The organism is Streptomyces sp. NPDC055103 (assembly GCF_053607625.1).
Map to the genome: position 1 here is coordinate 60,024 of NZ_JBSGTX010000026.1, position 23,791 is coordinate 83,814.

Consider the following 23,791-nt stretch of genomic DNA (forward strand, 5'->3'; position numbering starts at 1 on the left):
GCGGAGAGCGGCCCCGCCCCTGCCCCCTGACCGTCAGCCCGCCTCGCGGGGCGTGCGGCGGAAGAGGGACGTGGTCCGGGAGACCAGCGTGTGCCGTCGCAGCGACCACGCCGCCGTCACGGACGACCAGCGCGCCGAGGCTCCCCAGCGGAGGCGGACGGCCGAGCGCGGGGCCAGGCGGGCGCGGAGGCGCGCACGGCCGTCGGCGCTCGCGTGGAAACCGGCCCTGATCCGGGCGGCCTCCTCCGCGAGACCCGCGGCCGGCACCGGCCGCGGCGCGTAGAGGGCCTCCTCCACCGCACGGGCCACGCGGTGCACCGCGTCCGCCGGCTCGCCCTTCAGCTCACCCAGTCGGACCATGCGCGCCGCCGTCTTCCTGGGCGTCATCGACTCGTCAGGCTCGACCCCGTAGTCCCAGGCCGTGTCGGTGATCTCCTGCCAGACCGCGAGCGTCCGCGCCGCGAGCTCCTCCGGGCCGCGACCGCCGCCGGGACCGAGCCGTCGGGCCCGGACGCGGGTCCGCCAGAGCGCCGGCAGGAACGGCAGGGCGAGCACCACGAGCGCCCCGAGGGACAGCAGCACCACCTTCAGCGGATCCGTACCGGAACCGTCCGAGGGATCGCCGCCCACCGCCGCGTCAGGACCGCAGTCGCCGAGCCTCCGCATCTGCGGCGTGCAGCTCTCCGAGGCGCTCGGCGCCGCGGTCGGCTGCGCCGAGGCGCTCTGCTCGGGCTGCGCGGGACCGGTGGTCGCGCCCGAGGGCGTCTCCTGCCGGGTGTACGCCGGGGTGGAGCCCCGCGACGGAGTCGGCTCGAACCGCATCCAGCCCGCCCCGTCGAAGTACAGCTCGGGCCAGGCGTGCGCGTCCCGGATGCCCACCGAGACGGAGCCGTCGGTCTGCGTCGTGCCCGGCATGAAGCCGACGGCCACCCGCGCGGGGACACCGAGCGAGCGGGCCATCGCCGCCATGGAGAAGGAGAAGTGGACGCAGAACCCCTCCTTGTCCTTCAGGAAGCGGGAGATCGCCTGCACCCCGGTGCCGGAGTCCACGTCGACGTCGTAGCGGAAGCCGCCCTCCTCGGCGAACCAGTCCTGGAGCTTCACCGCCCGCTCGTAGTCGTTGCGCGCGCCCTTCGTGACCTCCAGCGCCTTCGCCTTCACGTCGTCGGGGAGGGAGTCGGGGACCTTCGTGTACTCGGTGCGCAGCTTCTCCGGGGCGGGCCCGGCCGCGACCAGCTGCCCGGACGTGGGCTGCACCTCCAGGCTGGCGACCTGGTAGCGGACGCCGCTGGTGGTCTGCTTGTCGTCGCCGACGAGCATCCGGCCGGCCGGCTCGAAGCGCCACTTCCCGCTGATGTCTACCCGGTCCGCCGGGTACGGCATGGGCAGCCACCGCTGCTCGTACGCGTCGGAGGCGACGAAGTTGGTGATGACCTCGGTGACCTTGACGTCCTGGCCGAGCCCCGGGGGCCACGGCAGCTGCTTCGGCACGTCCTCGATCGGGCGGACCGAGGACTTCCAGGAGGCGCCGTCGAACTGGTCGAGGGCGACGAGCCGCAGATACAGGCCGCTGGTGTCGCGGGCGTTGGTCCGGTAGCGGAGGACCTCGCGGTCGTCCTGCTGGCGCAGATTGTTCTGGAGGGAGACCAGCGGGTTCACGGCCGAGATGGTGCCGCCCTTGCCGGTGCCTCCACCGCCCTCGCCGCCGCCACCACCGAAGAGGCCGCCGGAGAGACCCGGCAGCGCGAGCGGCACCACCATGGCGACGCCCATCGCGACGGCACCGATCCGGCGGCCGGTGCGGGCCGGTGCGAAGGCGGGGCCGCCGCTCGCGACCGCCGAGCCCGGCCGGCCGGAGCGCTGGGCACCGCCGAAGACCCGCCCCCACTGGGAGAGCCGGTCGCGGCCCTCCGCGAGAAGCAGCAGCAGATAGCCGGTGGCCGCGAGGAGGAACCAGAGCCAGCCCGCGCCGCCACCGGAGAGCCCGGCGGCCACCGAGTACAGCGCGAGCAGCGGAAGACCGGCCGGGGCCGCCCTGCGGAAGGTGACCGCGAGGGTGTCCACCAGGAGCCCGATCCCGACCACACCGCCGACGAGCATGAGCCGGATGCCCTCGGTGTCCGGCGCCGGGACCGCGTACCGGCCGACGTCCTCGGCACCCGCCGAGAACAGGTCGACGGCGTACGAGACCGCCTCCGGGCCGGGGATCAGCCAGAGGATCGCCTGCTCCCGGGCGAAGATCACGGTCAGGGCGAGCAGCACGAGGGCCACCTGCGCCAGCAGGGTCAGCGGCCGGGCCAGCGGCACCCGCCGGGCCAGCGTGCCCGCGCCGCTCACCAGGGCGAGGACGAAGGCCGCCGTGAAGATCCAGGTCGCCGGCTTCACCAGCGGGAGCAGCGCCCCGGCCGCCATCAGGGTGGCACCCCAGGAGGCGAGGGTCAGCCGTGCGCGGCCGCTCATGACCAACCTCCGTAGGTGTCGGCGGCGGAGTCCGTACGGGCTCCGGCCGCCTGCTGCCACAGGTCGGCGATCCGCGCCCCCGGCGGCACGGCCAGCGCCGTCCAGCCCGCCTCGCGCAGCTGTCGTACGCGGTTCTCGACCGCCCCGCCGATCGCGCCGCCGGTCAGCCAGGTGCCCGAGTCCAGGACGAAGGCGACGGCCGCGCCGGTCCGCCCGCGCATCCGGGCGGTCAGGGCGGCCTGCTCCTCGTCGAGGTCACCGAGGAAGGCGATGAGCAGTCCTTCGTTGCCGCCGCGCAGCGCGTCGGAGGCGCGGGAGAGCCCCGCCCCCTCGGAGTGGTCGACGATCGCGAGGGTGTCCATCATCAGACCGGCCGTGTCGGCCGAGTCCTGTGCCGAGCCGGCGAAGCCGTCGGAGCCCTCGCCGGGCACCGCGCTGCCGGTGTCGGTGAGCAGCCGGACCGCGTAGCCGCGCTCCAGCATGTGCACCAGCGAGGAGGCGGCGCCGGAGACCGCCCACTCGAAGGCGGAGTCGGGGCCGGTGCCCTGGTAGGCGACCCGGCGGGTGTCGAGGAGCACCGTGCAGCGGGCGCGCTGCGGCTGCTCCTCGCGGCGGACCATCAGCTCGCCGTAGCGGGCGGTGGAGCGCCAGTGCACGCGGCGCAGGTCGTCGCCGTGCCGGTAGGCGCGCGGGATGACGTCGTCGTCGCCGGCGAGCGCGAGGGAGCGCTGCTGCCCGTCGCCGTACCCCGCGGCCTCGCCGGGGAGCTTCACCGGAGGCAGGGCCTCCGTGCGCGGGACGACGGTCAGGGTGTCGTACGCGCTGAAGGAACGGGTCAGCTCGCACATCCCGAAGGGGTCGTTGAGCCGGAGCTGGAGCGGGCCCAGCGGGAAGCGTCCGCGCAGGTCGGAGCGGACCCGGTAGGAGACCTCGCGCCGGCCGCCCGCCTCGACCCGGTCGAGGACGAAGCGCGGGCGGGGCCCCAGCATGTACGGGACGTGGTCCTGGAGCATCAGCAGCCCGGTGGGGAGCTTGGAGACGTTCTCCATCCGGAGCTGGACGCGGGCCTCGGAGCTCGCCTCCACCCGCTGCGGGGTGAGACGGCGGGAGGCCGCGACCCGGTAGCGCGTGCGGTGCAGCACGAGGACGCAGATCAGCGGCAGGGCGGCGAGGAGCAGCCCGACGCGCAGCAGATCGGCCTGGCCGAGGACGTACGCGCAGATCGCGGCGGCCACCCCGGCGGCGAGGAAGGACCGGCCGCGGGTGGTGAGACCGCCGAAGGCGGCCCGCAGCCCGCCCCGGTCGTCTTCGCCCCGCTGCCCGTCCGGTACGGCAGCGGTGGTCATCACAGCCGCCGGCCGCCGGGCTGCTGCTGGCCGTAGAGCGGTCCGGCCGGCGGGGCCGCGGCCGGGACGGGGGTGCGCTGGAGGATGTCCTGGACGACCTGTTCGGCCGTCCGCCGGTTCAGCTGGGCCTGCGCCGTCGGCATCAGCCGGTGGGCGAGGACGGGCGCCGCGAGCGCCTGGAGGTCGTCCGGCAGGACGTACTCGCGTCCGCTGAGCGCGGCGGAGGCCTTCGCGGCCCGCAGCAGGTGGAGCGTGGCCCGGGGCGACGCGCCGAGCCGCAGGTCGGGGTGGGAGCGGGTGGCGGCGACGATGTCGACCGCGTACCGGCGGACGGACTCGGCGACGTGGACCGCGCGCACCGCGTCGATCAGCTTCACGATGTCGTGGGCGTGGGCGACCGGCTGGAGGTCGTCCAGCGGGGACACCGAGCCGTGGGTGTCGATCATCTGGAGCTCGGCCTCGGCGCTCGGGTAGCCGATGGAGACCCGGGCCATGAACCGGTCGCGCTGGGCCTCGGGCAGCGGGTAGGTGCCCTCCATCTCCACCGGGTTCTGGGTGGCGACGACCATGAACGGGCTGGGCAGCTCGTAGGTCTGGCCGTCGACGGTGACCTGCCGCTCCTCCATGGACTCCAGGAGCGCGGACTGGGTCTTCGGCGACGCGCGGTTGATCTCGTCGCCGATCACGATCTGGGCGAAGATCGCGCCCGGCTTGAACTCGAACTCCCGCCGCTGCTGGTCGAAGATCGACACGCCCGTGATGTCCGAGGGCAGCAGGTCGGGAGTGAACTGGATGCGGCGCACCGAGCAGTCGATGGACCGCGCCAGCGTCTTGGCGAGCATGGTCTTGCCGACGCCGGGGACATCCTCGATGAGGAGGTGTCCCTCGGCGAGCAGCACGGTCAGAGAAAGCCGTACGACCTCGGGCTTGCCCTCGATCACACTCTCCACCGACCTGCGGACACGCTCCGCGGTCGTGGTCAGATCAGTGAGGCTCGCTCGATCGTCATAGGTCGTCACCCGGCCCTCCTCGGCCTTCCGGAACACGGACACCTGCCCCCGGGGACAAGGTTCGGGGGGTGTCACCCCAGCATTCTTGTTGCCGTGGCCGTGTCGTGTCACTCGCCTGTGGACAAGTGCGCGGGGGATGTCGGGGTTTGACCCGTTGTGCCGATCCGACTGTTGCCGTACGGAGACGACTAGGAGGGGTCGATCTCGCGGAGCAGACCGGTCGTGACGTCGAAGACGAAGCCCCGGATGTCGTCGGAGTGCAGCAGGAACGGGGAGGTCCGCACCCGCTGCATCGACTGCCGGACGTCCTGGTCCACGTCACGGAAGGCCTCGACCGCCCAGGCCGGCCGCTGGCCGACCTCGTCCTCCAGCTCGTGCCGGAAGTCCTCGGTGAGCGATTCGAGACCGCAGTTCGTGTGGTGGACCAGCATGACGCTGCGCGTACCGAGGGCGCGCTGGCTGATCGTGAGGGACCGGATCACGTCGTCGGTGACCACGCCGCCCGCGTTGCGGATGGTGTGGCAGTCGCCGAGCTGGAGGCCCAGGGCGGCGTGGAGGTCGAGACGGGCGTCCATGCAGGCGACGACGGCGACGCGCAGCACGGGGCGCGCGTCCATTCCCGGGTCGCTGAAATCGGCGGCGTAGCGCTCGTTCGCCTCGACGAGACGGTCGGTGACCGTGCCGGCTGTGCGTATGGCGTCGGCAGAGGTGTGCGCGGATGTCGACATGGTTCCGACGTTAACGGGCACAGGGGCGCCAGGCTCGCTGTGAGAGGGGACAAAGAACATCAATGAGCCTTGTTGTGAGCTAACCCACAGGCCGTGCGCGTACGGCTCCGAACGGGTGAGCCGCCCGGAATGTCCCACGGGTCCGCCGGCTCCGCGCGACGCGCCAGCCGGTTGATTGACCGGCGGGTCACGTGGACTAAAGTGACGCGAAGTTCACGGAGACATCGAGCGGAATCGCACGGATCGGGCGATTTCCGCGGTTTCTCCCCCGTGTGTGCGGCGGTACCTACGGCTCGGCCAGCTCCCGCTCGCGCGGCAGCCGGCGCGGGGCGGCAGCCCGGCGGTACGTACCACCGCGCCGGATCTGAGAGGGCGCATTGAGCAACGACCGACACGTCCCGGTGATGCTCCAGCGGTGCCTGGACATGTTGGCCCCCGCACTCGAGCGCCCCGGCGCGGTCGTCGTCGACTGCACCCTGGGCCTCGGCGGCCACAGCGAGGCCCTGCTCCGGCGGTTCCCCGAGGCGCGGCTCGTCGCCCTCGACCGGGACAAGGAGGCCCTGCGCCTCTCCGGCGAGCGCCTCGCCCCCTTCGGGGAGCGCGCCACGCTCGTCCACGCCGTGTACGACGAGCTGCCCGAGGTCCTCGACCGGCTCGGCATCCCCAAGGTGGACGGCGTCCTCTTCGACCTGGGCGTCTCCTCCATGCAGCTGGACGAGGCCGACCGCGGCTTCGCCTACGCGCAGGACGCCCCGCTCGACATGCGCATGGACCAGACGACCGGCATCAGCGCGGCCGAGGTCCTCAACACCTACCCGCCCGGCGAGCTGGTCCGCATCCTGCGCGCGTACGGCGAGGAGAAGCAGGCCAAGCGCATCGTCTCCGCCGTCGTGCGCGAGCGCGAGAAGGAACCCTTCACCAACAGCGCCCGGCTCGTCGAACTCATTCGCGACTCCCTGCCGCAGGCGGCCAAGCGCACTGGCGGCAACCCGGCCAAGCGGACCTTCCAGGCCCTGCGCATCGAGGTCAACCGTGAGCTCGACAGCGTCGAGAAGGCCATCCCGGCGGCCGTGAAGGCCCTCGCCGTCGGCGGCCGGGTCGTCGTCCTCTCCTACCAGTCGCTGGAGGACCGCATCGTCAAGCAGGTCTTCGCGGCCGGCGCCACGACGACCGCGCCGCCCGGACTCCCGGTGGTTCCGGAGAAGTACCAGCCCCGCCTCCAGCTCCTCACCCGGGGCGCCGAGCTCCCCACCGAGGAAGAGGTCGCCGAGAACCGGCGCGCCGCGCCCGCCCGGCTCAGGGGCGCGCAGCGCATCCGGGAGGACGTGCTGTGAGCACGGCGAAGGGGCCCCTCAAAGGGCGGGCCGCGCGCCTCGGACGGCTCATGCCGTCGGGACCCAGCTCGGCCGCCCGCACCCCCTTCGTCCTGCTCGTCTTCGTGCTCCTCGGCGGCGGTCTCATCGCCCTGCTCCTGCTGAACTCGGCCCTCAACCAGGGCTCCTTCAAGCTGCGCGAGCTCAAGGACAGGACCACCGAGCTCACCGACCAGGAGCAGGCGCTCCAGCGGGACGTGGACGACTACGCGGCGCCCGACGCCCTGGAGCGGCGGGCCCGCGAGCTCGGCATGGTCCCGGGCGGCAGCCCCGCCTTCCTCGGCCCGGACGGCAAGGTGCTCGGCGAGCCCTCGGTCGCGACCTCCCCGAAGCCGAGCCCGACGCCGACGCCGACGCCCACGCCTCCCCCGGACACGAAGCCCACGCCGCCCGCGAGCACCGGCACCACACCCACCGGCTCGGCCCCCACCGGGACCAGCCAGGCACCCACAGCGCCCGCAGCCGCTTCCGTACAACCGACCTCCGGCAGGTGACCGCGCAGTGCCCTCCAAGGAGCCACCCCGCCGCCGCGTCCCCGGACCCGCCCGGCCCGCACGCCCCAGGCCCGCCTCCGCCGGCGCCCGCCCGACCCGTCCCGCGTCGCGGCCCGCTCCGCGCCCGGCCGCGAGGCGCCCCGCGCCCCGGCCCCCGGCCCGGCAGCCCCGCACCATCCGGCTCGGCAGCCCCCGGCCCCGGCTCCGGCTGATCTCCCTCGGCCTGACCCTCGTCATGCTGGTCTTCGTGGTGCGGCTGCTCCAGGTCCAGGCCGTCGACGCCAGCGCGTACGCGGCCAAGGCCGACAGGTACCGCTTCCAGGACCACACGCTCTCCGCCGAGCGGGGCGAGATCACCGACCGCAACGGCATCGCGCTCGCCGCCAGCGTCGACGCGTACGACATCACCGCCGACCCCAAGCTCTTCACGCCCGAGGAGTCCAAGCTCCCCGACGCGCCGGAGCAGGCCGCGGCCCTCCTCGCCCCGATCCTGGGCAAGGAACCCGCCGAGCTCGTGAAGAAGCTCAAGACCCCCAAGTCCCGCTACACCCTGCTCGCCCGCAAGCAGACGCCGCAGGTCTGGAACCAGATCAAGGACCTCAGGAAGGTCTACGGGGAGAAGTCCCGCGCCACCGGCGGCACCGGCGTCAATCTGCTCGGCGGCATCCTCAGCGAGCCCAGCACCAAGCGCGTCTACCCGAACGGCGAACTCGCCGCCGGGATACTGGGCTACGTCAACGCTGAGGGCAAGGGCGCCGGCGGCGTCGAGTCCATGCTCGACCCGGAGCTCGCCGGCAAGGACGGCAAGGTCCGCTTCACCGAGTCCGGCGGCCGCCAGGTGCCCACCGCCGGCTCCCAGGGCACGCCCGCCGTCCCCGGCTCGGACATCGAGCTCACCATCGACCGGGACATCCAGTGGGCCGCCCAGCAGGCCGTCACCGAGCAGGTGAGGAAGTCCAAGGCCGACCGCGGGTACGTCGTCGTCCAGAACACGAGGACGGGCGAGGTCCTCGCCATGGCCAACGCCCCCGGCTTCGACCCCAACGACCTCTCCGCGGCCAACGCGGCCTCCATGGGCAACGCCGCCCTCCAGGACGCCTACGAGCCCGGCTCCACCAGCAAGGTCATGTCGATGGCCGCCGTCCTGGAGGAGGGCAAGGCGATCCCCCAGACCCACGTCACCGTCCCCAACCGGCTCCACCGCGGCGACCGGCTCTTCAAGGACGACGTCGACCACAAGACCTGGTACCTGACCCTCAACGGCGTCCTGGCCAAGTCCAGCAACATCGGCACCATCCTGGCCACCGGTCAGCTCGGCGCCACCCAGGCCGAGTCCAACCGGATCCTCCACTCCTACCTGCGCAAGTTCGGCATCGGCAGCCCCACCGGCCTCGACTACCCGGGGGAGACCCCGGGCATCCTCGCCAAGCCCGAGGACTGGTCCACCTCGCAGCAGTACACGATCCCCTTCGGGCAGGGCCTCTCCGTCAACGCGATGCAGGCCGCCTCGGTCTACTCGACCATCGCCAACGGAGGCGTACGGGTCGAACCGACGCTCATCCGCGGCACCAAGGGGCCCGACGGCCGCTTCAGCCCGGCCCCCGCCCCCCAGAAGAGCCGGGTCGTCAGCGAGAAGACCGCCGACACGCTCGCCACGATGCTGGAGTCCGTCGTCGACGACGCGGAGGGCACCGGCAACCGGGCCGCCATCCCCGGCTACCGCGTCGCGGGCAAGACCGGCACCGCCAACCGCGTGGACCCCGAGCTCGGCCGCTACAAGGGCTACACCGCGTCCTTCGCCGGATTCGCGCCCGCCGACGACCCGCAGATCACCGTCTACTGCGCCATCCAGAACCCCACCAAGGGCAGCCACTTCGGCGGCCAGATCTGCGGTCCCATCTACAAGAAGGTCATGGAGTTCGCCCTCAAGACCCTGCACGTCGCCCCCACGGGCAAGGAGCCGGCCCGACTGCCGGTCACTTTCGACCCCACCCCGTGACACTCCGGGAGCACCAGTGACAACGATCACCCACCATTCCGGGAACCGGAAATCGAACTCCGGCGACGCCCCGGGCTCTTTTGGCCCCGCGGAGGGTACGCCCGGTACGCTCACCGCCGTGCCACACGCTGATCAGTACCGAACCACCCCGCCCCGGCCGGAGCAGGCCCGCCCGACACCCCTGGGCGACCTGGCCGCACAGCTGGGCGTCGAGACCCCCGACGCCGGCCCCGTGGACATCACGGGGATCACGCACGACTCCCGGGCCGTACGCCCGGGGGACGTGTACGCAGCCCTGCCGGGCGCCCGCGTCCACGGCGCCGACTTCGTCGCCCAGGCCGCCGGACTCGGAGCCGCCGCGGTCCTCACCGACCCGGCGGGCGCCGAGCGCGCCGCGGCGACCGGCCTGCCGGTCCTCGTCGTCGAGAACCCGCGCGGCCGGATGGGCGAGCTCGCCGCCGAGATCTACGGGCGGCCAGGCGCCGCCCTCCTCCAGATCGGCATCACCGGCACCTCCGGCAAGACCACCACGGCCTACCTCGTCGAGGGCGGCCTGCGCGGCGCGGGGCGGAGCACGGGCCTCGTCGGCACCGTGGAGATGCGCATCGGCGACGAGCGCATCAAGTCGGAGCGCACGACACCCGAGGCCACCGACCTCCAGGCGCTCTTCGCCGTCATGCGCGAGCGGGGCGTCGAGGCCGTCGCCATGGAGGTCTCCAGCCACGCCCTCGTGCTCGGCCGGGTCGACGGCTGCGTCTTCGACGTCGCCGTCTTCAACAACCTCAGCCCGGAGCACATGGAGTTCCACTCCGACATGGAGGACTACTTCCGGGCCAAGGCCGCGCTCTTCACCCCCGAGCGCAGCAGGCTCGGGGTCGTGAACCTCGACGACGCCTACGGCCGCAGGCTCGCGAAGGAGGCGACCGTCCCGATCGTCACCTTCTCCGCAGAGGGCCGCGCGGACGCCGACTGGCGCGCCGAGGACCTCCTCCTCGGCTCCCACGACTCGACGTTCACCGCCGTCGGCCCGCAGGGCGAGCGGATCTCCGCCACCGCCCCGCTGCCCGGCCCGTTCAACGTCGCCAACACCCTCGCCGCGATCGCGACCCTCGCCGCCGCGGGCCTCGAACCGAAGAGCGCCGCCGACGGCATCGCCGCCGTCCCCGGCGTGCCCGGCCGCCTGGAGCGGGTCGAGGCCGGCCAGCCGTACCTCGCGGTCGTCGACTACGCCCACAAGACGGACGCCGTCGAATCGGTCCTGCGCTCCCTGCGCGAGGTCACCGAGGGCAAGCTGCACGTGGTCATCGGCTGCGGCGGCGACCGGGACACCACCAAACGCGGCCCGATGGGCGCCGCCACGGCCCGGCTCGCCGACACCGCCGTCCTGACCTCCGACAACCCCCGCTCCGAGGATCCGCTCGTGATCCTCTCCGCGATGCTCGCCGGCGCCGCGGAGGTTCCCGCGGAGGAGCGCGGCGAGGTCCTCGTCCTCGCCGACCGCGCCGCCGCCATCGCCGCCGCCGTGGCCCGCGCCGAGCCGGGCGACACCGTCCTGGTCGCGGGCAAGGGCCACGAGCAGGGCCAGGAAGTCGCCGGGGTCGTACGCCCCTTCGACGACCGCCAGGTCCTGCGCGCGGCGATCGTCGGACAGGCCGCGATGCTCGAGCAGAACGGCCAGGTCGCCCCCGTGGACGACAGCGCCGAAGACAGCGCCGAAGACAGCCACCAGAACAGTCAGGGATGAAGCAGTGATCGCCCTCTCCCTCGCCGAGATCGCCGAAATCGTCGGCGGGCAGCCGCACGACATACCGGATCCGGCCGCCCGGGTCGCCGGGCCCGTCGTCATCGACTCCCGTGAGGTGCGACCCGGCAGCCTCTTCGTCGCCTTCGCCGGTGAGCACGTCGACGGCCACGACTACGCGGTGCGCGCCGTCGAGGCGGGTGCGGCGGCCGTGCTCGCCGCCCGTCCCGTCGGCGTCCCCGCGATCGTCGTGGACGACGTGCAGACCGCGCTCGGAGCCCTCGCCCGTGCGGTCGTCGAGCGGCTCGGCACCGACGTCGTCGCCCTCACCGGCTCCGCGGGCAAGACCTCCACGAAGGACCTGATCGCCCAGGTCCTCGACCGGCACGCGCCCACCGTGTGGACGCCGGGCTCCCTCAACAACGAGATCGGCCTGCCGCTCACCGCGCTCCGCGCGAGCGACGAGACCCGGCACCTCGTCCTGGAGATGGGCGCCCGCGGCATCGGGCACATCCGCTACCTCACGGGCCTCACCCCGCCCCGTATCGGCCTCGTCCTCAACGTGGGCACCGCCCACATCGGCGAGTTCGGCGGCCGGGAGCAGATCGCCGAGGCCAAGGGCGAGCTCGTCGAGGCCCTGCCGACGGCCGAGGAAGGGGGAGTGGCGGTCCTCAACGCCGACGACCCCCTCGTCCGCGCGATGGCGAGCCGCACCAAGGCCCGCGTGATCCTCTTCGGCGAAGCGGACGAAGCGGCCGTACGGGCCGAGAACGTCCGCCTCACAGAGAACGGACAGCCTGCTTTCACGCTTCACACACCCACCGGGTGCAGTGACGTGACCTTGCGCCTGTACGGTGAGCACCACGTGTCGAACGCGCTCGCCGCGGCCGCCGTCGCGCACGAGCTGGGCATGCATGTCGAAGAGATCGCCACCGCGCTCTCCGAGGCCGGCACCCTGTCGCGCTGGCGCATGGAGGTCACCGAGCGTCCGGACGGCGTGACGATCGTCAACGACGCCTACAACGCGAACCCCGAGTCCATGCGAGCCGCCCTGCGCGCGCTCGCGTCCATGGGCCGGGCCGCACAGGCCCGAGGGGCTCGTACGTGGGCGGTGCTCGGCAAGATGGCCGAGCTCGGTGACGCATCGCTCGTCGAGCACGACGCGGTCGGACGGCTCGCCGTCCGGCTCAACGTCAGCAAGCTCGTCGCGGTCGGGGACAGGGAAGCGTCCTGGCTGCAACTGGGCGCATATAACGAGGGTTCGTGGGGTGAGGAGTCGGTGCACGTGTCCGACGCGCAGGCGGCTGTCGACCTGTTGCGCAGTGAGCTGCGCCCGGGGGACGTCGTCCTTGTGAAGGCTTCCAGGTCGGTCGGTCTCGAACGGGTCGCGCTGGCCCTCCTCGACACCGAGGGCGAGGTCGCCGGACGATGAGGCAGATCCTCTTCGCGGGGGCCATCGGCCTCTTCCTGACCCTGATCGGCACCCCGCTGCTGATCAAGCTCCTCGCCCGCAAGGGGTACGGGCAGTTCATCCGCGACGACGGCCCGCGCGGCCACGCCGGGAAGAAGGGCACGCCCACCATGGGCGGTATCTCCTTCATCCTGGCCACGATCGTCGCGTACGCCCTGGCCAAGGTCATCACCGGTGAGGACCCGACGTACTCGGGCGTCCTGGTGCTGTTCCTCATGGCCGGCATGGGCCTGGTCGGCTTCCTCGACGACTACATCAAGATCGTCAAGCAGCGTTCGCTGGGTCTGCGGGCCAAGGCGAAGATGGCCGGCCAGCTGATCGTCGGCATCGCCTTCGCCGTGCTGTCGCTGCAGTTCGCGGACCTGCGCGGGCTCACGCCCGCCTCCGAACGGCTCTCCTTCATCACGGACTTCGGCTGGTCCATCGGACCGGTGCTGTTCGTGGTCTGGGCGCTGTTCATGATCCTGGCCATGTCCAACGGCGTGAACCTGACGGACGGTCTGGACGGTCTGGCCACCGGCGCCTCGGTGATGGTCTTCGGCGCATACACCTTCATCGGGCTCTGGCAGTTCCAGGAGTCCTGTGCCAACGCGGTGACGCTGACCAACCCCAACGCCTGCTTCGAGGTGCGCGACCCGCTCGACCTCGCGGTCGTCGCCTCCGCGCTGATGGGTGCCTGCTTCGGCTTCCTGTGGTGGAACACCTCGCCCGCCAAGATCTTCATGGGTGACACCGGCTCGCTGGCCCTCGGCGGCGCGCTGGCCGGTCTCGCCATCTGCTCCCGTACGGAGCTCCTGCTGGCCCTGCTCGGCGGCCTGTTCGTGCTGATCACGATGTCCGTGGTCATCCAGGTCGGCTCGTTCAAGATGACCGGCAAGCGCGTCTTCCGGATGGCTCCCCTCCAGCACCACTTCGAACTCAAGGGGTGGTCCGAGGTCCTGGTCGTCGTCCGGTTCTGGATCATCCAGGGCATGTGCGTGATCGTGGGCCTGGGCCTCTTCTACGCGGGATGGGCATCGTCGAAGTGACAGAACAGCTCGACTGGAACGGCAAGAAGGTCACCGTCGCGGGGCTCGGGGTCTCCGGGATCCCGGCCGCCCGGGTCCTGCACGGACTGGGCGCGGTCGTGACCGTCGTCAACGACGGCGACGACGAGCGCTCCCGGGCGCAGGCCGCCGACCTGGAGGCGGAGGGCATCACCGTCCGCCTCGGCGACGGGGCCACCCTGCCGTCCGGCACCGAGCTGATCGTCACCACCCCCGGCTGGCGCCCCGACAAGCCGCTCTTCACGGCCGCCGCCGAGGCGGGCGTGGAGATCTGGGGCGACGTCGAACTCGCCTGGCGCCTGCGGGGCCCTGACGCGGCCCCCTGGCTCGCGGTCACCGGTACCAACGGCAAGACCACGACCGTGCGGATGCTCGCCTCGATCCTGGAGGCGGCCGGTCTGCGGACCGCCGCCGTCGGCAACATCGGGGTCTCGCTCCTCGACGCCGTCCTCGGCGAGGAGGAGTACGACGTCCTCGCCGTCGAGCTCTCCAGCTACCAGCTCCACTGGGCGCCGTCCGTCCGCGTCCACTCGGCCGCCGTGCTCAACCTGGCGCCCGACCACCTCGACTGGCACGGCTCCATGGAGGCGTACGCCGCCGACAAGGGCCGTATCTACGAGGGCAACCAGGTCGCCTGCGTCTACAACGTGGCCGACAAGGCGACCGAGGACCTCGTCGTCGAGGCCGACGTCGAGGAGGGCTGCCGCGCGATCGGCTTCACCCTCGGCACCCCCGGCCCGTCCGAACTGGGCGTCGTCGAGGGCATCCTCGTCGACCGGGCCTTCGTCGAGAACCGGCAGAAGAACGCCCAGGAGCTGGCCGAGGTCGTCGACGTCCAGCCCCCGGCCCCGCACAACATCGCCAACGCGCTGGCCGCGGCCGCCCTCGCCCGCGCCTTCGGCGTCGACGCGAAGGCCGTACGGGACGGACTGAAGGCCTTCCGGCCCGACCCGCACCGCATCGAACTGGTCGAGGAGATCGAGGGCGTCACGTACGTCGACGACTCCAAGGCCACCAACACCCACGCCGCGGAAGCCTCGTTGGCGGCCTACGACCCGATCGTCTGGATCGCCGGTGGCCTCGCCAAGGGCGCGGCCTTCGACGAGCTCGTGGAGAAGTCGGCGAAGCGCTTGCGCGGGGCCGTCCTCATCGGCGCCGACCGCGCGCTGATCCGGGAAGCCCTGGCGCGACACGCCCCGGAAGTCCCGGTGGTGGACCTCGACCGGACCGACACTGGGGCGATGTCCGAGGCGGTCCGGGAAGCGGCCCGGCTGGCCCGCCCGGGGGACACGGTGCTCCTCGCCCCGGCCTGCGCCTCGATGGACATGTTCACCAACTACAACAAGCGGGGCGAGGCCTTCGCGGACGCGGTCCGCGCCCTCGCCACCACCGGGGACGCCTGACCCGACCACTGGGAGGGTCCGGCCGGACCGGGCACGACTGGAGGGGGCAGCGACCATGCCGAGCAAGATCGCGGGGACACGCCGGCCTTCCGCCGTACGCGGCGGAGGGCGGGCGCCGGCGACCCCGCGGCGGCCACGCGGCGGGGGCGTACGCCGGCTGCGTGAGCGGGCGCTGAAGGCCTGGGACAGGCCCCTCACCGCGTACTACGTGATCATCGGCGCCGCACTGCTCATCACCATGCTCGGCCTGGTGATGGTCTTCTCCGCCTCGATGATCACGGCGCTCCGCTACGACCTGGTGCCCTCCTACTTCTTCCGGAAGCAGTTCTTCGCCGCGCTCCTCGGCACCGGACTGCTCCTGGCCGCCTCCCGCATGCCGGTCAAGCTCCACCGGGCGCTCGCCTACCCGATCCTGGTCGGCGCCGTCTTCCTGATGGTGCTCGTGCAGATCCCCGGCATAGGGCACTCCGTCAACGGCAACCAGAACTGGATCTCGCTCGGCGGCCCCTTCCAGCTCCAGCCCAGCGAGTTCGGCAAGCTGGCACTGATCCTGTGGGGGGCCGACCTGCTCGCCCGCAAGCAGGACATGCGGCTGCTGACCCAGTGGAAGCACATGCTGGTGCCGCTGGTGCCCGGTGCCTTCATGCTGCTCGGGCTGATCATGCTCGGCGGCGACATGGGCACCTCGATCATCCTCGCCGCGATCCTCTTCGGTCTGCTGTGGACGGCCGGCGCGCCCACCCGGCTCTTCGTCGGGGTACTCTCCGTGGCCGGCGCGATCGGTGTCCTGCTGATCAAGACGAGTGACAACCGGATGAAGCGCTTCGACTGCATCGGCGCGACCGACCCCGGCGGCGAGGGAGCCCCGTGTCTCCAGGCCGCGCACGGAATCTATGCGCTGGCCTCGGGCGGATGGTTCGGTTCCGGGCTCGGTGCGAGTGTGGAGAAATGGGGGCAACTCCCCGAAGCGCACACCGACTTCATCTTCGCGGTGACCGGTGAGGAACTGGGTCTCGCGGGGACGCTGTCGGTAGTCGCCCTGTTCGCGGCTCTAGGCTATGCGGGTATCCGCGTGGCCGGACGCACGGAGGACCCCTTCGTGAGGTACGCCGCGGGAGGCGTGACCACCTGGATCACGGCGCAGGCCGTGATCAACATCGGTGCGGTGCTCGGCTTGCTGCCGATCGCCGGAGTCCCGCTCCCGCTGTTCTCGTACGGGGGGTCGGCCCTGCTGCCGACCATGTTCGCCGTCGGGCTCCTCATCGCCTTCGCGCGACAGGAACCCGCCGCGAAAGCGGCCCTGGCCATGCGCCGCCCCGGCTGGGGCAAGCGGGCCGGGGTGAGATGGAAGTCGATGCGACGGCGCGTCAAGAAGCGCCCGTCCGGAGAGCGGTGAATTTCGGTGCATGTCGTACTCGCCGGCGGGGGGACCGCCGGCCACATCGAGCCCGCGCTGGCCCTCGCGGATGCCCTGCGCAGGCAGGACCCCAGCGTGGGGATCACAGCGCTGGGCACGGAAAAGGGTCTGGAGACCCGGCTCGTGCCCGAGCGGGGCTACGAGTTGGCGCTCATCCCCGCCGTACCGCTGCCCCGCAAGCCCACCCCTGAGCTGATCACCGTCCCCGGGCGGCTCCGCGGCACGATCAAGGCCGCCGAGCAGATCCTGGAGCGCACGAAGGCGGACTGCGTCGTCGGCTTCGGCGGCTACGTGGCACTGCCCGGCTATCTCGCGGCCAAGCGCCTCGGGGTGCCGATCGTGGTCCACGAGGCCAACGCCCGGCCCGGCCTGGCCAACAAGATCGGCTCGCGGTACGCGGCCGGGGTCGCCGTCGCCACCCCGGACAGCAAGCTCCGCAACGCCCGCTACATCGGCATCCCGCTGCGGTACACCATCGCGACCCTCGACCGGGCGCGGGTGCGCCCCGAGGCGCGCGCCGCCTTCGGGCTCGACCCGAACCTGCCGACGCTGCTCGTCTCGGGCGGCTCGCAGGGCGCCCGGCGGCTCAACGAGGTCGTCCAGCAGGTCGCCCCGGTGCTCCAGCGCTCCGGCATCCAGATCCTGCACGCGGTCGGCCCCAAGAACGAACTGCCGCGGGTCGACAACATGCCCGGTATGCCGCCGTACGTCCCGGTACCGTACGTGGACCGGATGGATCTCGCGTACGCCGCGGCCGACATGATGCTCTGCCGCGCGGGCGCGATGACCGTCGCCGAGCTCTCCGCCGTCGGGCTGCCCGCCGCGTACGTCCCGCTGCCCATCGGCAACGGCGAACAGCGGCTCAACGCCCAGCCGGTGGTCAAGGCCGGCGGCGGACTCCTCGTCGACGACGCGGAGCTGACGCCGCAGTGGGTGCAGGGCAACGTCCTGCCCGTCCTGGCCGATCCGCACCGGTTGTACGAGATGTCCCGTGCCGCCGCCGAGTTCGGCCGCCGGGACGCCGACGACCTGCTCGTCGGCATGGTGTACGAGGCGATCGCCGCCCGCCGACAGGCGTAGCGGCGGCGAAAGGCGGAAGCGTGGCAGCCGGATCGACGACCGCCGAGAAGAGCGGCGCGAAGCAGCCGAAGGGGTCGTCGGAACGGCCGTCCCGCACCGGCACCCGGAATCATCGATTCCGGGTGCCCGCCCCCCGGGTGCTCCTCGTCGTGCTCGGCGTCGTCGTGCTCACGGCCGGCGTGATCTGGGCGCTCTACGGATCGACCTGGTTCCGTGTGGAACGTGTGAAGACTTCCGGCACAAGGGTTCTGACCCCCGGTGAGATCGAGGCGGTCGCGGCCGTTCCGGCGGGTGCCCCGATGGTCACCGTCGACACCGAGGCGATCGAGGAGCGGCTCCGGCAGGGGTTTCCGCGCATCGCGTCGGTCGACGTCGTACGGTCCTGGCCGCACGGAATCGGTCTGAAAGTGACAGAACGGAAGCCCGTTCTCCTGCTGGAAAAGGGCACGAAGTTCATCGAAGTGGACGCGACCGGCGTCCGGTTCGCCACCGTCGACACGGCCCCCAAGGGTGTGCCCCGGCTCGTCCTCAATGCCGCCGGTTCGCCCAGTCTGCGCCGCTTCGACGCGGACCGGCTCCTCGGCGAGGCGGTCCGCGTCCGGGGTGAACTCCCGCGGGAAATCGCCCAGAACACTCGTGTCGTCCGCGTCACCTCGTACGATTCCGTCACTCTGGAGCTGACCGAAGGGCGCACCGTCTTCTGGGGGAGCGCCGAGCACGGCCCGGTGAAAGCCCGGGTGCTGACCGCCCTCATGAAGGCCTCGCCCAAAGCGGGGCACTTCGATGTAAGTGCCCCCATGGCGCCCGCGTCGTCCGGGAGTTGACGGACATCGGCGCTGGCCAGGACCCTGGTTCGCCAGCGCTCCGGGTGATCACATAGGGTGAAAAGAAAAACGGGAGGTTCGGCGTGTTCGTTGAACGTGCGCCGCTTGTCGACTTAGTGTCCTGTTCGGAAGAGTCCAGCGAACAGAGACACTGGTAACCCTAAACTTCAACGTTAGGGTTTGGGTCGGCGTTCCGGACCGCCCCAATCGGCATCCGTCGTCGCAGCGCGACCAACCACCGCGTAGCGGCGACACGTAACTCGAGGCGAGAGGCCTTCGACGTGGCAGCACCGCAGAACTACCTCGCAGTCATCAAGGTCATCGGTGTCGGCGGCGGTGGTGTCAATGCCATCAACCGAATGATCGAGGTCGGCCTCAAGGGCGTCGAGTTCATCGCGATCAACACCGACGCGCAAGCGCTGTTGATGAGCGACGCCGACGTCAAGCTCGACGTCGGTCGTGAACTCACCCGCGGCCTGGGCGCCGGGGCCAACCCGGCCGTCGGTCGCAAGGCGGCAGAGGACCACCGTGAGGAGATCGAGGAGGTCCTCAAGGGGGCCGACATGGTCTTCGTCACCGCCGGCGAAGGCGGCGGTACCGGCACAGGCGGCGCACCCGTCGTCGCCAACATCGCGCGCTCGCTCGGCGCCCTGACGATCGGTGTGGTCACCCGACCCTTCACCTTCGAGGGCCGGCGTCGCGCCAACCAGGCGGAGGACGGCATCGCCGAACTCCGCGAAGAGGTCGACACCCTCATCGTCATCCCGAACGACCGACTGCTCTCGATCTCGGACCGTCAGGTCTCCGTGCTCGACGCGTTCAAGTCGGCCGACCAGGTGCTGCTGAGCGGCGTCCAGGGCATCACGGACCTCATCACCACCCCGGGTCTGATCAACCTCGACTTCGCCGACGTCAAGTCGGTCATGTCCGAGGCCGGATCCGCCCTCATGGGCATCGGCTCCGCCCGTGGCGACGACCGCGCGGTGGCCGCCGCGGAGATGGCGATCTCCTCGCCGCTCCTGGAGGCCTCCATCGACGGCGCCCGTGGCGTGCTGCTCTCCATCTCCGGCGGCAGCGACCTCGGTCTCTTCGAGATCAACGAGGCCGCGCAGCTGGTCAGCGAGGCGGCCCACCCGGAGGCCAACATCATCTTCGGCGCCGTCATCGACGACGCCCTCGGTGACGAGGTCCGGGTCACCGTCATCGCGGCGGGCTTCGACGGCGGCCAGCCGCCGGCCCGCCGGGACAACATCATCGGCTCGGTCTCGGCCAAGCGCGAGGAGCCGGCTCCGGCCCCCCGCATCAGCGAGCCGTCCCGCCCGATGGGCGGACTCGGCACGGTGGCTCCCCGCGAGGAGCCGGTATCCGTCCCGGTCGAGCCTGTCCCGGCCGTCAACGAGACCCCGCTGACGCCGGCCCCGCCGGTCGTCCCGCCGGCCCGTCCGTACGCGGACTCCCAGGCCGAAGAGCTGGACGTCCCGGACTTCCTGAAGTGATAGGGCAGTCCTTCGACGCGAACGGCGCGCACTTCGCCTTCACCGACAGGTGGGGCGGGGTGAGCGCCGTTCCGTACGAGGAGCTCAATCTCGGCGGCGCGGTCGGGGACGACCCCGAGGCCGTACGGACCAACCGGGCACTGGCAGCCGGAGCCCTCGGGCTCGAACCGGCGCGGGTCGTCTGGATGAACCAGGTCCACGGCGCGGACGTCGCCGAGGTCGAGGGCCCGTGGAGCACCGGGCCCGTCCCGGCGGTCGACGGTCTCGTGACCTCGGCCCGCGGGCTCGCCCTCGCCGTCCTCACCGCGGACTGCGTCCCGGTCCTGCTCGCCGATCCCGTCGCCGGGGTCGTGTCCGCCGCCCACGCCGGGCGGCCCGGAATGGTCGCGGGGATCGTCCCCGCCGCCGTCGAGGCCATGATCGCTCGCGGCGCCGACCCCGCCCGGATCGTCGCCCGCACCGGCCCCGCCGTGTGCGGGCGGTGCTACGAGGTGCCGGAGGCGATGCGGGCCGAGGTCGCGGAGACCGAACCCGCCGCCTGGGCCGAGACGAGCTGGGGCACCCCCGCCGTCGACGTCACCGCCGGAGTGCACGCCCAGCTCGAACGGCTCGGCGTCACGGACCGGCGGGCCAGTGAGGTCTGCACCCGGGAATCCGGTGACCACTACTCGTACCGCCGCGACCGCACCACAGGGCGACTCGCGGGATATGTCTGGTTGACCCAGGAAGAGACATGACGGACCGGAAGTCGCAACTCGCCGAGAATCTCGCCCGGGTGGAGGAGCGCATCGTCGCGGCCTGCGCCGCGGCGGGGCGCGCGCGGGAGGAGGTGACCCTCATCGTGGTCACCAAGACCTACCCCGCGAGCGATGCGCGCATTCTGTACGAACTGGGCGTGCGGCACGTCGCCGAGAACCGCGACCAGGACGCCGCCCCCAAGGCCGCCGCGTGCGCGGACCTTGATCTGACCTGGCACTTCGTGGGCCAGTTGCAGACCAACAAGGTCCGATCCGTGGTGGGTTATGCCGATGTGGTGCAGTCCGTCGACCGGTTGAAGCTCGTTTCCTCTCTCTCCGCGGCCGCGGAGAAGGAGGGGCGCGAACTCGGCTGTCTGCTCCAGGTCGCGCTCGACGCCGAGTCCGGGGAGCGCGGCGCCCGTGGCGGCGTCTCTCCGGAGGGGATCGAGGAGTTGGCGGCCGCGGTGGACGCCGCACCCGGCCTGCGGCTCGACGGCCTGATGACCGTCGCGCCGCTCTCCGGTCCGTACGCGGGCAGACAGCGCGCCGCCTTCGACCGGTTGATGGATTTGTCGACTGCCCTGCGCGCGACCCGTCCGGCTGCGAACATGGTGTCAGCAGGGATGAGTGCGGACCTCGAGGAGGCCGTCGCTGCCGGGGCGACACACGTACGCGTCGGTACGGCGGTGCTCGGTGTCCGCCCGAAGCTCGGGTAACGTCGCGAAGCAAGTCGGACCACAGCAGAAAATATGGTCATTCCGCAGAACGGCGGGGTGGCCCGTGGATCGCGGGCACTTGGTGACGCTGCGACATCGGCCGGTACGGCGATCCACCACAGAGCGGAGGACTCAGAGAATGGCCGGCGCGATGCGCAAGATGGCGGTCTACCTCGGCCTCGTGGAGGACGATGGGTACGACGGCCGGGGCTTCGACCCCGACGACGACTTCGAACCCGAGCTGGAGCCGGAGCCCGAGCGCGAGCGGCGCCACACCCCTCCGCGGCAGGTGGAGCGCGAGGAGCCGGTGCGCGTGGTGCAGCCTCCGGCGCCCCGTGAACCGATCGCCCATTCTGTCCCGGTACTCGCCGAAAGCGGACGCCCGGCCCGAATTGCCCCCGTGGCATCCATCACACCAGAACGCCCGAGCCTGGAGAAGAACGCACCGGTGATCATGCCCAAGGTCGTGTCCGAGCGGGAGCCCTACCGCATCACCACGCTGCACCCCCGGACCTACAACGAGGCCCGTACCATCGGGGAACACTTCCGTGAGGGCACTCCGGTGATCATGAATCTCACGGAGATGGACGACACGGACGCGAAGCGACTTGTCGACTTTGCCGCCGGACTCGTCTTCGGGCTCCATGGCAGCATTGAGCGCGTGACGCAGAAGGTGTTCCTGTTGTCGCCTGCTAACGTCGATGTCACGGCGGAGGACAAGGCCCGGATCGCTGAGGGCGGATTCTTCAACCAGAGCTGAGAACAACAGAACCGGACGGACCGGTCGCGAAGCGGCCGGGCAAGTGAGAGCACGTAAGCCAGGGGAGAGGGAAACGCGGGATGGGCGTCGCACTACAGGTGGTCTACATCGTGCTGATGTGCTTCCTCGTCCTCCTGATCGTCCGGCTGGTCATGGACTACGTCTTCCAGTTCGCGCGTTCATGGCAACCCGGTAAGGCGATGGTGGTCGTTCTGGAGGCCACCTACACTGTCACCGATCCACCGCTCAAGCTTCTGCGGCGACTCATCCCGCCGCTGCGTCTCGGGGGCGTGGCACTCGACCTGTCCTTCTTCGTTCTGATGATCATCGTTTACATCCTGATCTCCATCGTGAGCAGCTTCGCGAGGTGATGATGGAGAGAACTGTGGACGATACGGTCTTGCCGACTGCCGACGACTACGTAGAGGTGAAGAAGAGATGCCGCTGACCCCCGAGGACGTGCGGAACAAGCAGTTCACGACCGTCCGCCTTCGAGAAGGCTATGACGAGGACGAGGTCGATGCCTTCCTCGACGAGGTCGAGGCCGAGCTGACCCGCCTGCTCCGCGAGAACGAGGACCTGCGCGCCAAGCTGGCCGCCGCGACGCGTGCCGCCGCGCAGAACCAGCAGCAGCAGGGCATGCGCAAGCCCCCGGAGCCGCAGGATCGTCCCGTCGGTCCCGGCGCGCCCGTGCCCGCGGCCATATCCGGACCGCCGGTCCAGCAGCAGCAGCCGCAGATGGGCCCGCCGCAGCTGCCTTCCGGTGCCCCCGCGCTTCCCGCCGGCCCCATGCAGGGCGGTCCGATGCAGGGCGGCCCGATGGGTCCCGGCCCGATGCAGGGCGGTCCCATGCAGGGCGGCCCGATGGGTCCCGGCCCGATGCAGGGCGGCCCCATGGGTCACCCGCAGCAGCAGATGCAGCAGCAGATGCAGCAGCAGCCCCCGCAGGCTCCGGGCGGCGACAGTGCCGCGCGTGTCCTCTCGCTGGCCCAGCAGACCGCCGACCAGGCGATCGCCGAGGCCCGCTCCGAGGCCAACAAGATCGTCGGAGAGGCGCGTTCGCGCGCCGAGGGCCTGGAGCGGGATGCCCGCGCCAAGGCCGACGCCCTTGAGCGGGACGCCCAGGAGAAGCACCGCGTCGCGATGGGCTCCCTGGAGTCCGCCCGCGCCACGCTGGAGCGCAAGGTCGAGGACCTGCGCGGCTTCGAGCGCGAGTACCGTACGCGCCTGAAGTCGTACCTGGAGTCGCAGCTGCGTCAGCTGGAGACCCAGGCGGACGACTCGCTGGCTCCACCGCGGACCCCTGCCACCGCCTCCCTGCCGCCGGCGCCTTCGATGGCCTCGGCGGGCGCGGGCGGCCCGTCCTACGGCGGCAACGGCGCGATGGGTGGTGCGCCCTCCATGGGTGGTGCCCCCTCCTACGGCGGCCAGCAGCAGATGTCCCCGGCCATGACCCAGCCGATGGCTCCGGTCCGGCCGCAGGCTCCCCAGCCGATGCAGCAGGCGCCGGCGCCGATGCGGGGCTTCCTGATCGACGAGGACGACAACTGACGGCGCGCGGTCGCGCGATGAGCGCGTAGCCGTCGGCAGGCTGCAAGGGCCGGGCCCCGGGTAACACCGGGTCCCGGCCCTTCGCCGTACCCGGGCCCACCCGGACCCGGACCCGGGGGGCCAGGGCGGTGCGGGTGGA

20 protein-coding genes are annotated in these 23,791 nt (G+C 71.7%); 16 read left to right on the top strand and 4 right to left on the bottom strand.

All coding sequences use genetic code 11. The annotated features are described in order from the left end of the window. Positions 1–33 precede the first annotated feature (33 nt). The 4 genes from ACWFR1_RS18400 to ACWFR1_RS18415 form a co-directional block, all read right to left on the bottom strand. The gene (locus ACWFR1_RS18400; protein WP_453552319.1) at positions 34–2,460 is read right to left on the bottom strand and encodes a transglutaminase TgpA family protein; all 2,427 of its coding nucleotides are present in this window, start codon (positions 2,458–2,460) and stop codon (positions 34–36) included. Further along, the gene (locus ACWFR1_RS18405) at positions 2,457–3,806 is read right to left on the bottom strand and encodes a DUF58 domain-containing protein (RefSeq protein WP_453552321.1); all 1,350 of its coding nucleotides are present in this window, start codon (positions 3,804–3,806) and stop codon (positions 2,457–2,459) included. Before ACWFR1_RS18405 ends, ACWFR1_RS18400 begins: the two co-directional genes overlap by 4 nt. Continuing rightward, complete coding sequence (locus tag ACWFR1_RS18410) at positions 3,806–4,825, bottom strand: AAA family ATPase (RefSeq protein ID WP_453552323.1); 1,020 nt, start codon at positions 4,823–4,825, stop codon at positions 3,806–3,808. Before ACWFR1_RS18410 ends, ACWFR1_RS18405 begins: the two co-directional genes overlap by 1 nt. Positions 4,826–5,004: 179 nt before the next feature. Then, positions 5,005–5,544, bottom strand: coding sequence for a beta-class carbonic anhydrase (locus ACWFR1_RS18415; RefSeq protein WP_453552325.1), 540 nt, complete (start codon positions 5,542–5,544; stop codon positions 5,005–5,007). 377 nt (positions 5,545–5,921) lie between these two features. Here ACWFR1_RS18415 and rsmH point away from each other — a divergent pair, with 377 nt between their 5' ends. From rsmH to ACWFR1_RS18495, 16 genes are all read left to right on the top strand, one after another. After that, positions 5,922–6,878: a 16S rRNA (cytosine(1402)-N(4))-methyltransferase RsmH gene (rsmH, locus tag ACWFR1_RS18420; protein WP_453552327.1), complete on the top strand. Its 957-nt coding sequence runs from the start codon at positions 5,922–5,924 to the stop codon at positions 6,876–6,878. Next, on the top strand, positions 6,875–7,411 hold the full coding sequence (locus ACWFR1_RS18425) for an FtsB family cell division protein (RefSeq protein ID WP_453552329.1): 537 nt from the start codon (positions 6,875–6,877) through the stop codon (positions 7,409–7,411). Before rsmH ends, ACWFR1_RS18425 begins: the two co-directional genes overlap by 4 nt. Before the next feature lie 7 nt (positions 7,412–7,418). Then, positions 7,419–9,410 (top strand): peptidoglycan D,D-transpeptidase FtsI family protein, encoded by a 1,992-nt coding sequence (locus tag ACWFR1_RS18430; protein ID WP_453552331.1) that lies wholly within the window; start codon positions 7,419–7,421, stop codon positions 9,408–9,410. A gap of 16 nt (positions 9,411–9,426) precedes the next feature. Further along, positions 9,427–11,154, top strand: coding sequence for a UDP-N-acetylmuramoyl-L-alanyl-D-glutamate--2,6-diaminopimelate ligase (locus ACWFR1_RS18435; RefSeq protein ID WP_453552333.1), 1,728 nt, complete (start codon positions 9,427–9,429; stop codon positions 11,152–11,154). A 4-nt stretch (positions 11,155–11,158) separates the two neighbouring features. Next, positions 11,159–12,583 carry a UDP-N-acetylmuramoyl-tripeptide--D-alanyl-D-alanine ligase gene (locus ACWFR1_RS18440; RefSeq protein WP_453552335.1) on the top strand — a complete coding sequence of 475 codons (1,425 nt, stop codon included), beginning with the start codon at positions 11,159–11,161 and terminating at the stop codon, positions 12,581–12,583. Then, entirely contained in the window at positions 12,580–13,650 is a 1,071-nt protein-coding gene (gene mraY / locus ACWFR1_RS18445) for a phospho-N-acetylmuramoyl-pentapeptide-transferase (protein ID WP_453552337.1), read from the top strand. The genes ACWFR1_RS18440 and mraY overlap by 4 nt, the downstream gene beginning before the upstream one ends. Beyond that, positions 13,632–15,071 carry a UDP-N-acetylmuramoyl-L-alanine--D-glutamate ligase gene (gene murD / locus ACWFR1_RS18450; protein ID WP_453552339.1) on the top strand — a complete coding sequence of 480 codons (1,440 nt, stop codon included), beginning with the start codon at positions 13,632–13,634 and terminating at the stop codon, positions 15,069–15,071. The genes mraY and murD overlap by 19 nt, the downstream gene beginning before the upstream one ends. 55 nt (positions 15,072–15,126) lie before the next feature. Then, positions 15,127–16,467: a putative lipid II flippase FtsW gene (gene ftsW / locus ACWFR1_RS18455; protein WP_453552341.1), complete on the top strand. Its 1,341-nt coding sequence runs from the start codon at positions 15,127–15,129 to the stop codon at positions 16,465–16,467. Positions 16,468–16,473: 6 nt separating this feature from the next. Beyond that, positions 16,474–17,568: an undecaprenyldiphospho-muramoylpentapeptide beta-N-acetylglucosaminyltransferase gene (gene murG, locus ACWFR1_RS18460; protein ID WP_392296983.1), complete on the top strand. Its 1,095-nt coding sequence runs from the start codon at positions 16,474–16,476 to the stop codon at positions 17,566–17,568. A 20-nt stretch (positions 17,569–17,588) separates the two neighbouring features. Then, on the top strand, positions 17,589–18,392 hold the full coding sequence (locus ACWFR1_RS18465) for a cell division protein FtsQ/DivIB (RefSeq protein WP_453552344.1): 804 nt from the start codon (positions 17,589–17,591) through the stop codon (positions 18,390–18,392). A 281-nt stretch (positions 18,393–18,673) separates the two neighbouring features. Beyond that, on the top strand, positions 18,674–19,888 hold the full coding sequence (ftsZ, locus tag ACWFR1_RS18470; RefSeq protein WP_453552346.1) for a cell division protein FtsZ: 1,215 nt from the start codon (positions 18,674–18,676) through the stop codon (positions 19,886–19,888). Further along, the gene (gene pgeF, locus ACWFR1_RS18475) at positions 19,885–20,625 is read left to right on the top strand and encodes a peptidoglycan editing factor PgeF (RefSeq protein ID WP_453552348.1); all 741 of its coding nucleotides are present in this window, start codon (positions 19,885–19,887) and stop codon (positions 20,623–20,625) included. Before ftsZ ends, pgeF begins: the two co-directional genes overlap by 4 nt. Continuing rightward, positions 20,622–21,341 carry a YggS family pyridoxal phosphate-dependent enzyme gene (locus ACWFR1_RS18480; RefSeq protein ID WP_453552350.1) on the top strand — a complete coding sequence of 240 codons (720 nt, stop codon included), beginning with the start codon at positions 20,622–20,624 and terminating at the stop codon, positions 21,339–21,341. Before pgeF ends, ACWFR1_RS18480 begins: the two co-directional genes overlap by 4 nt. A gap of 139 nt (positions 21,342–21,480) precedes the next feature. Continuing rightward, the gene (locus tag ACWFR1_RS18485; RefSeq protein WP_024757241.1) at positions 21,481–22,101 is read left to right on the top strand and encodes a cell division protein SepF; all 621 of its coding nucleotides are present in this window, start codon (positions 21,481–21,483) and stop codon (positions 22,099–22,101) included. Between the two features lie 80 nt (positions 22,102–22,181). Continuing rightward, positions 22,182–22,472 carry a YggT family protein gene (locus ACWFR1_RS18490; RefSeq protein WP_017238790.1) on the top strand — a complete coding sequence of 97 codons (291 nt, stop codon included), beginning with the start codon at positions 22,182–22,184 and terminating at the stop codon, positions 22,470–22,472. Positions 22,473–22,539: 67 nt separating this feature from the next. Continuing rightward, positions 22,540–23,652, top strand: a complete 1,113-nt coding sequence (locus ACWFR1_RS18495) for a DivIVA domain-containing protein (protein ID WP_453552353.1) — start codon at positions 22,540–22,542, stop codon at positions 23,650–23,652. Positions 23,653–23,791: the final 139 nt, after the last annotated feature.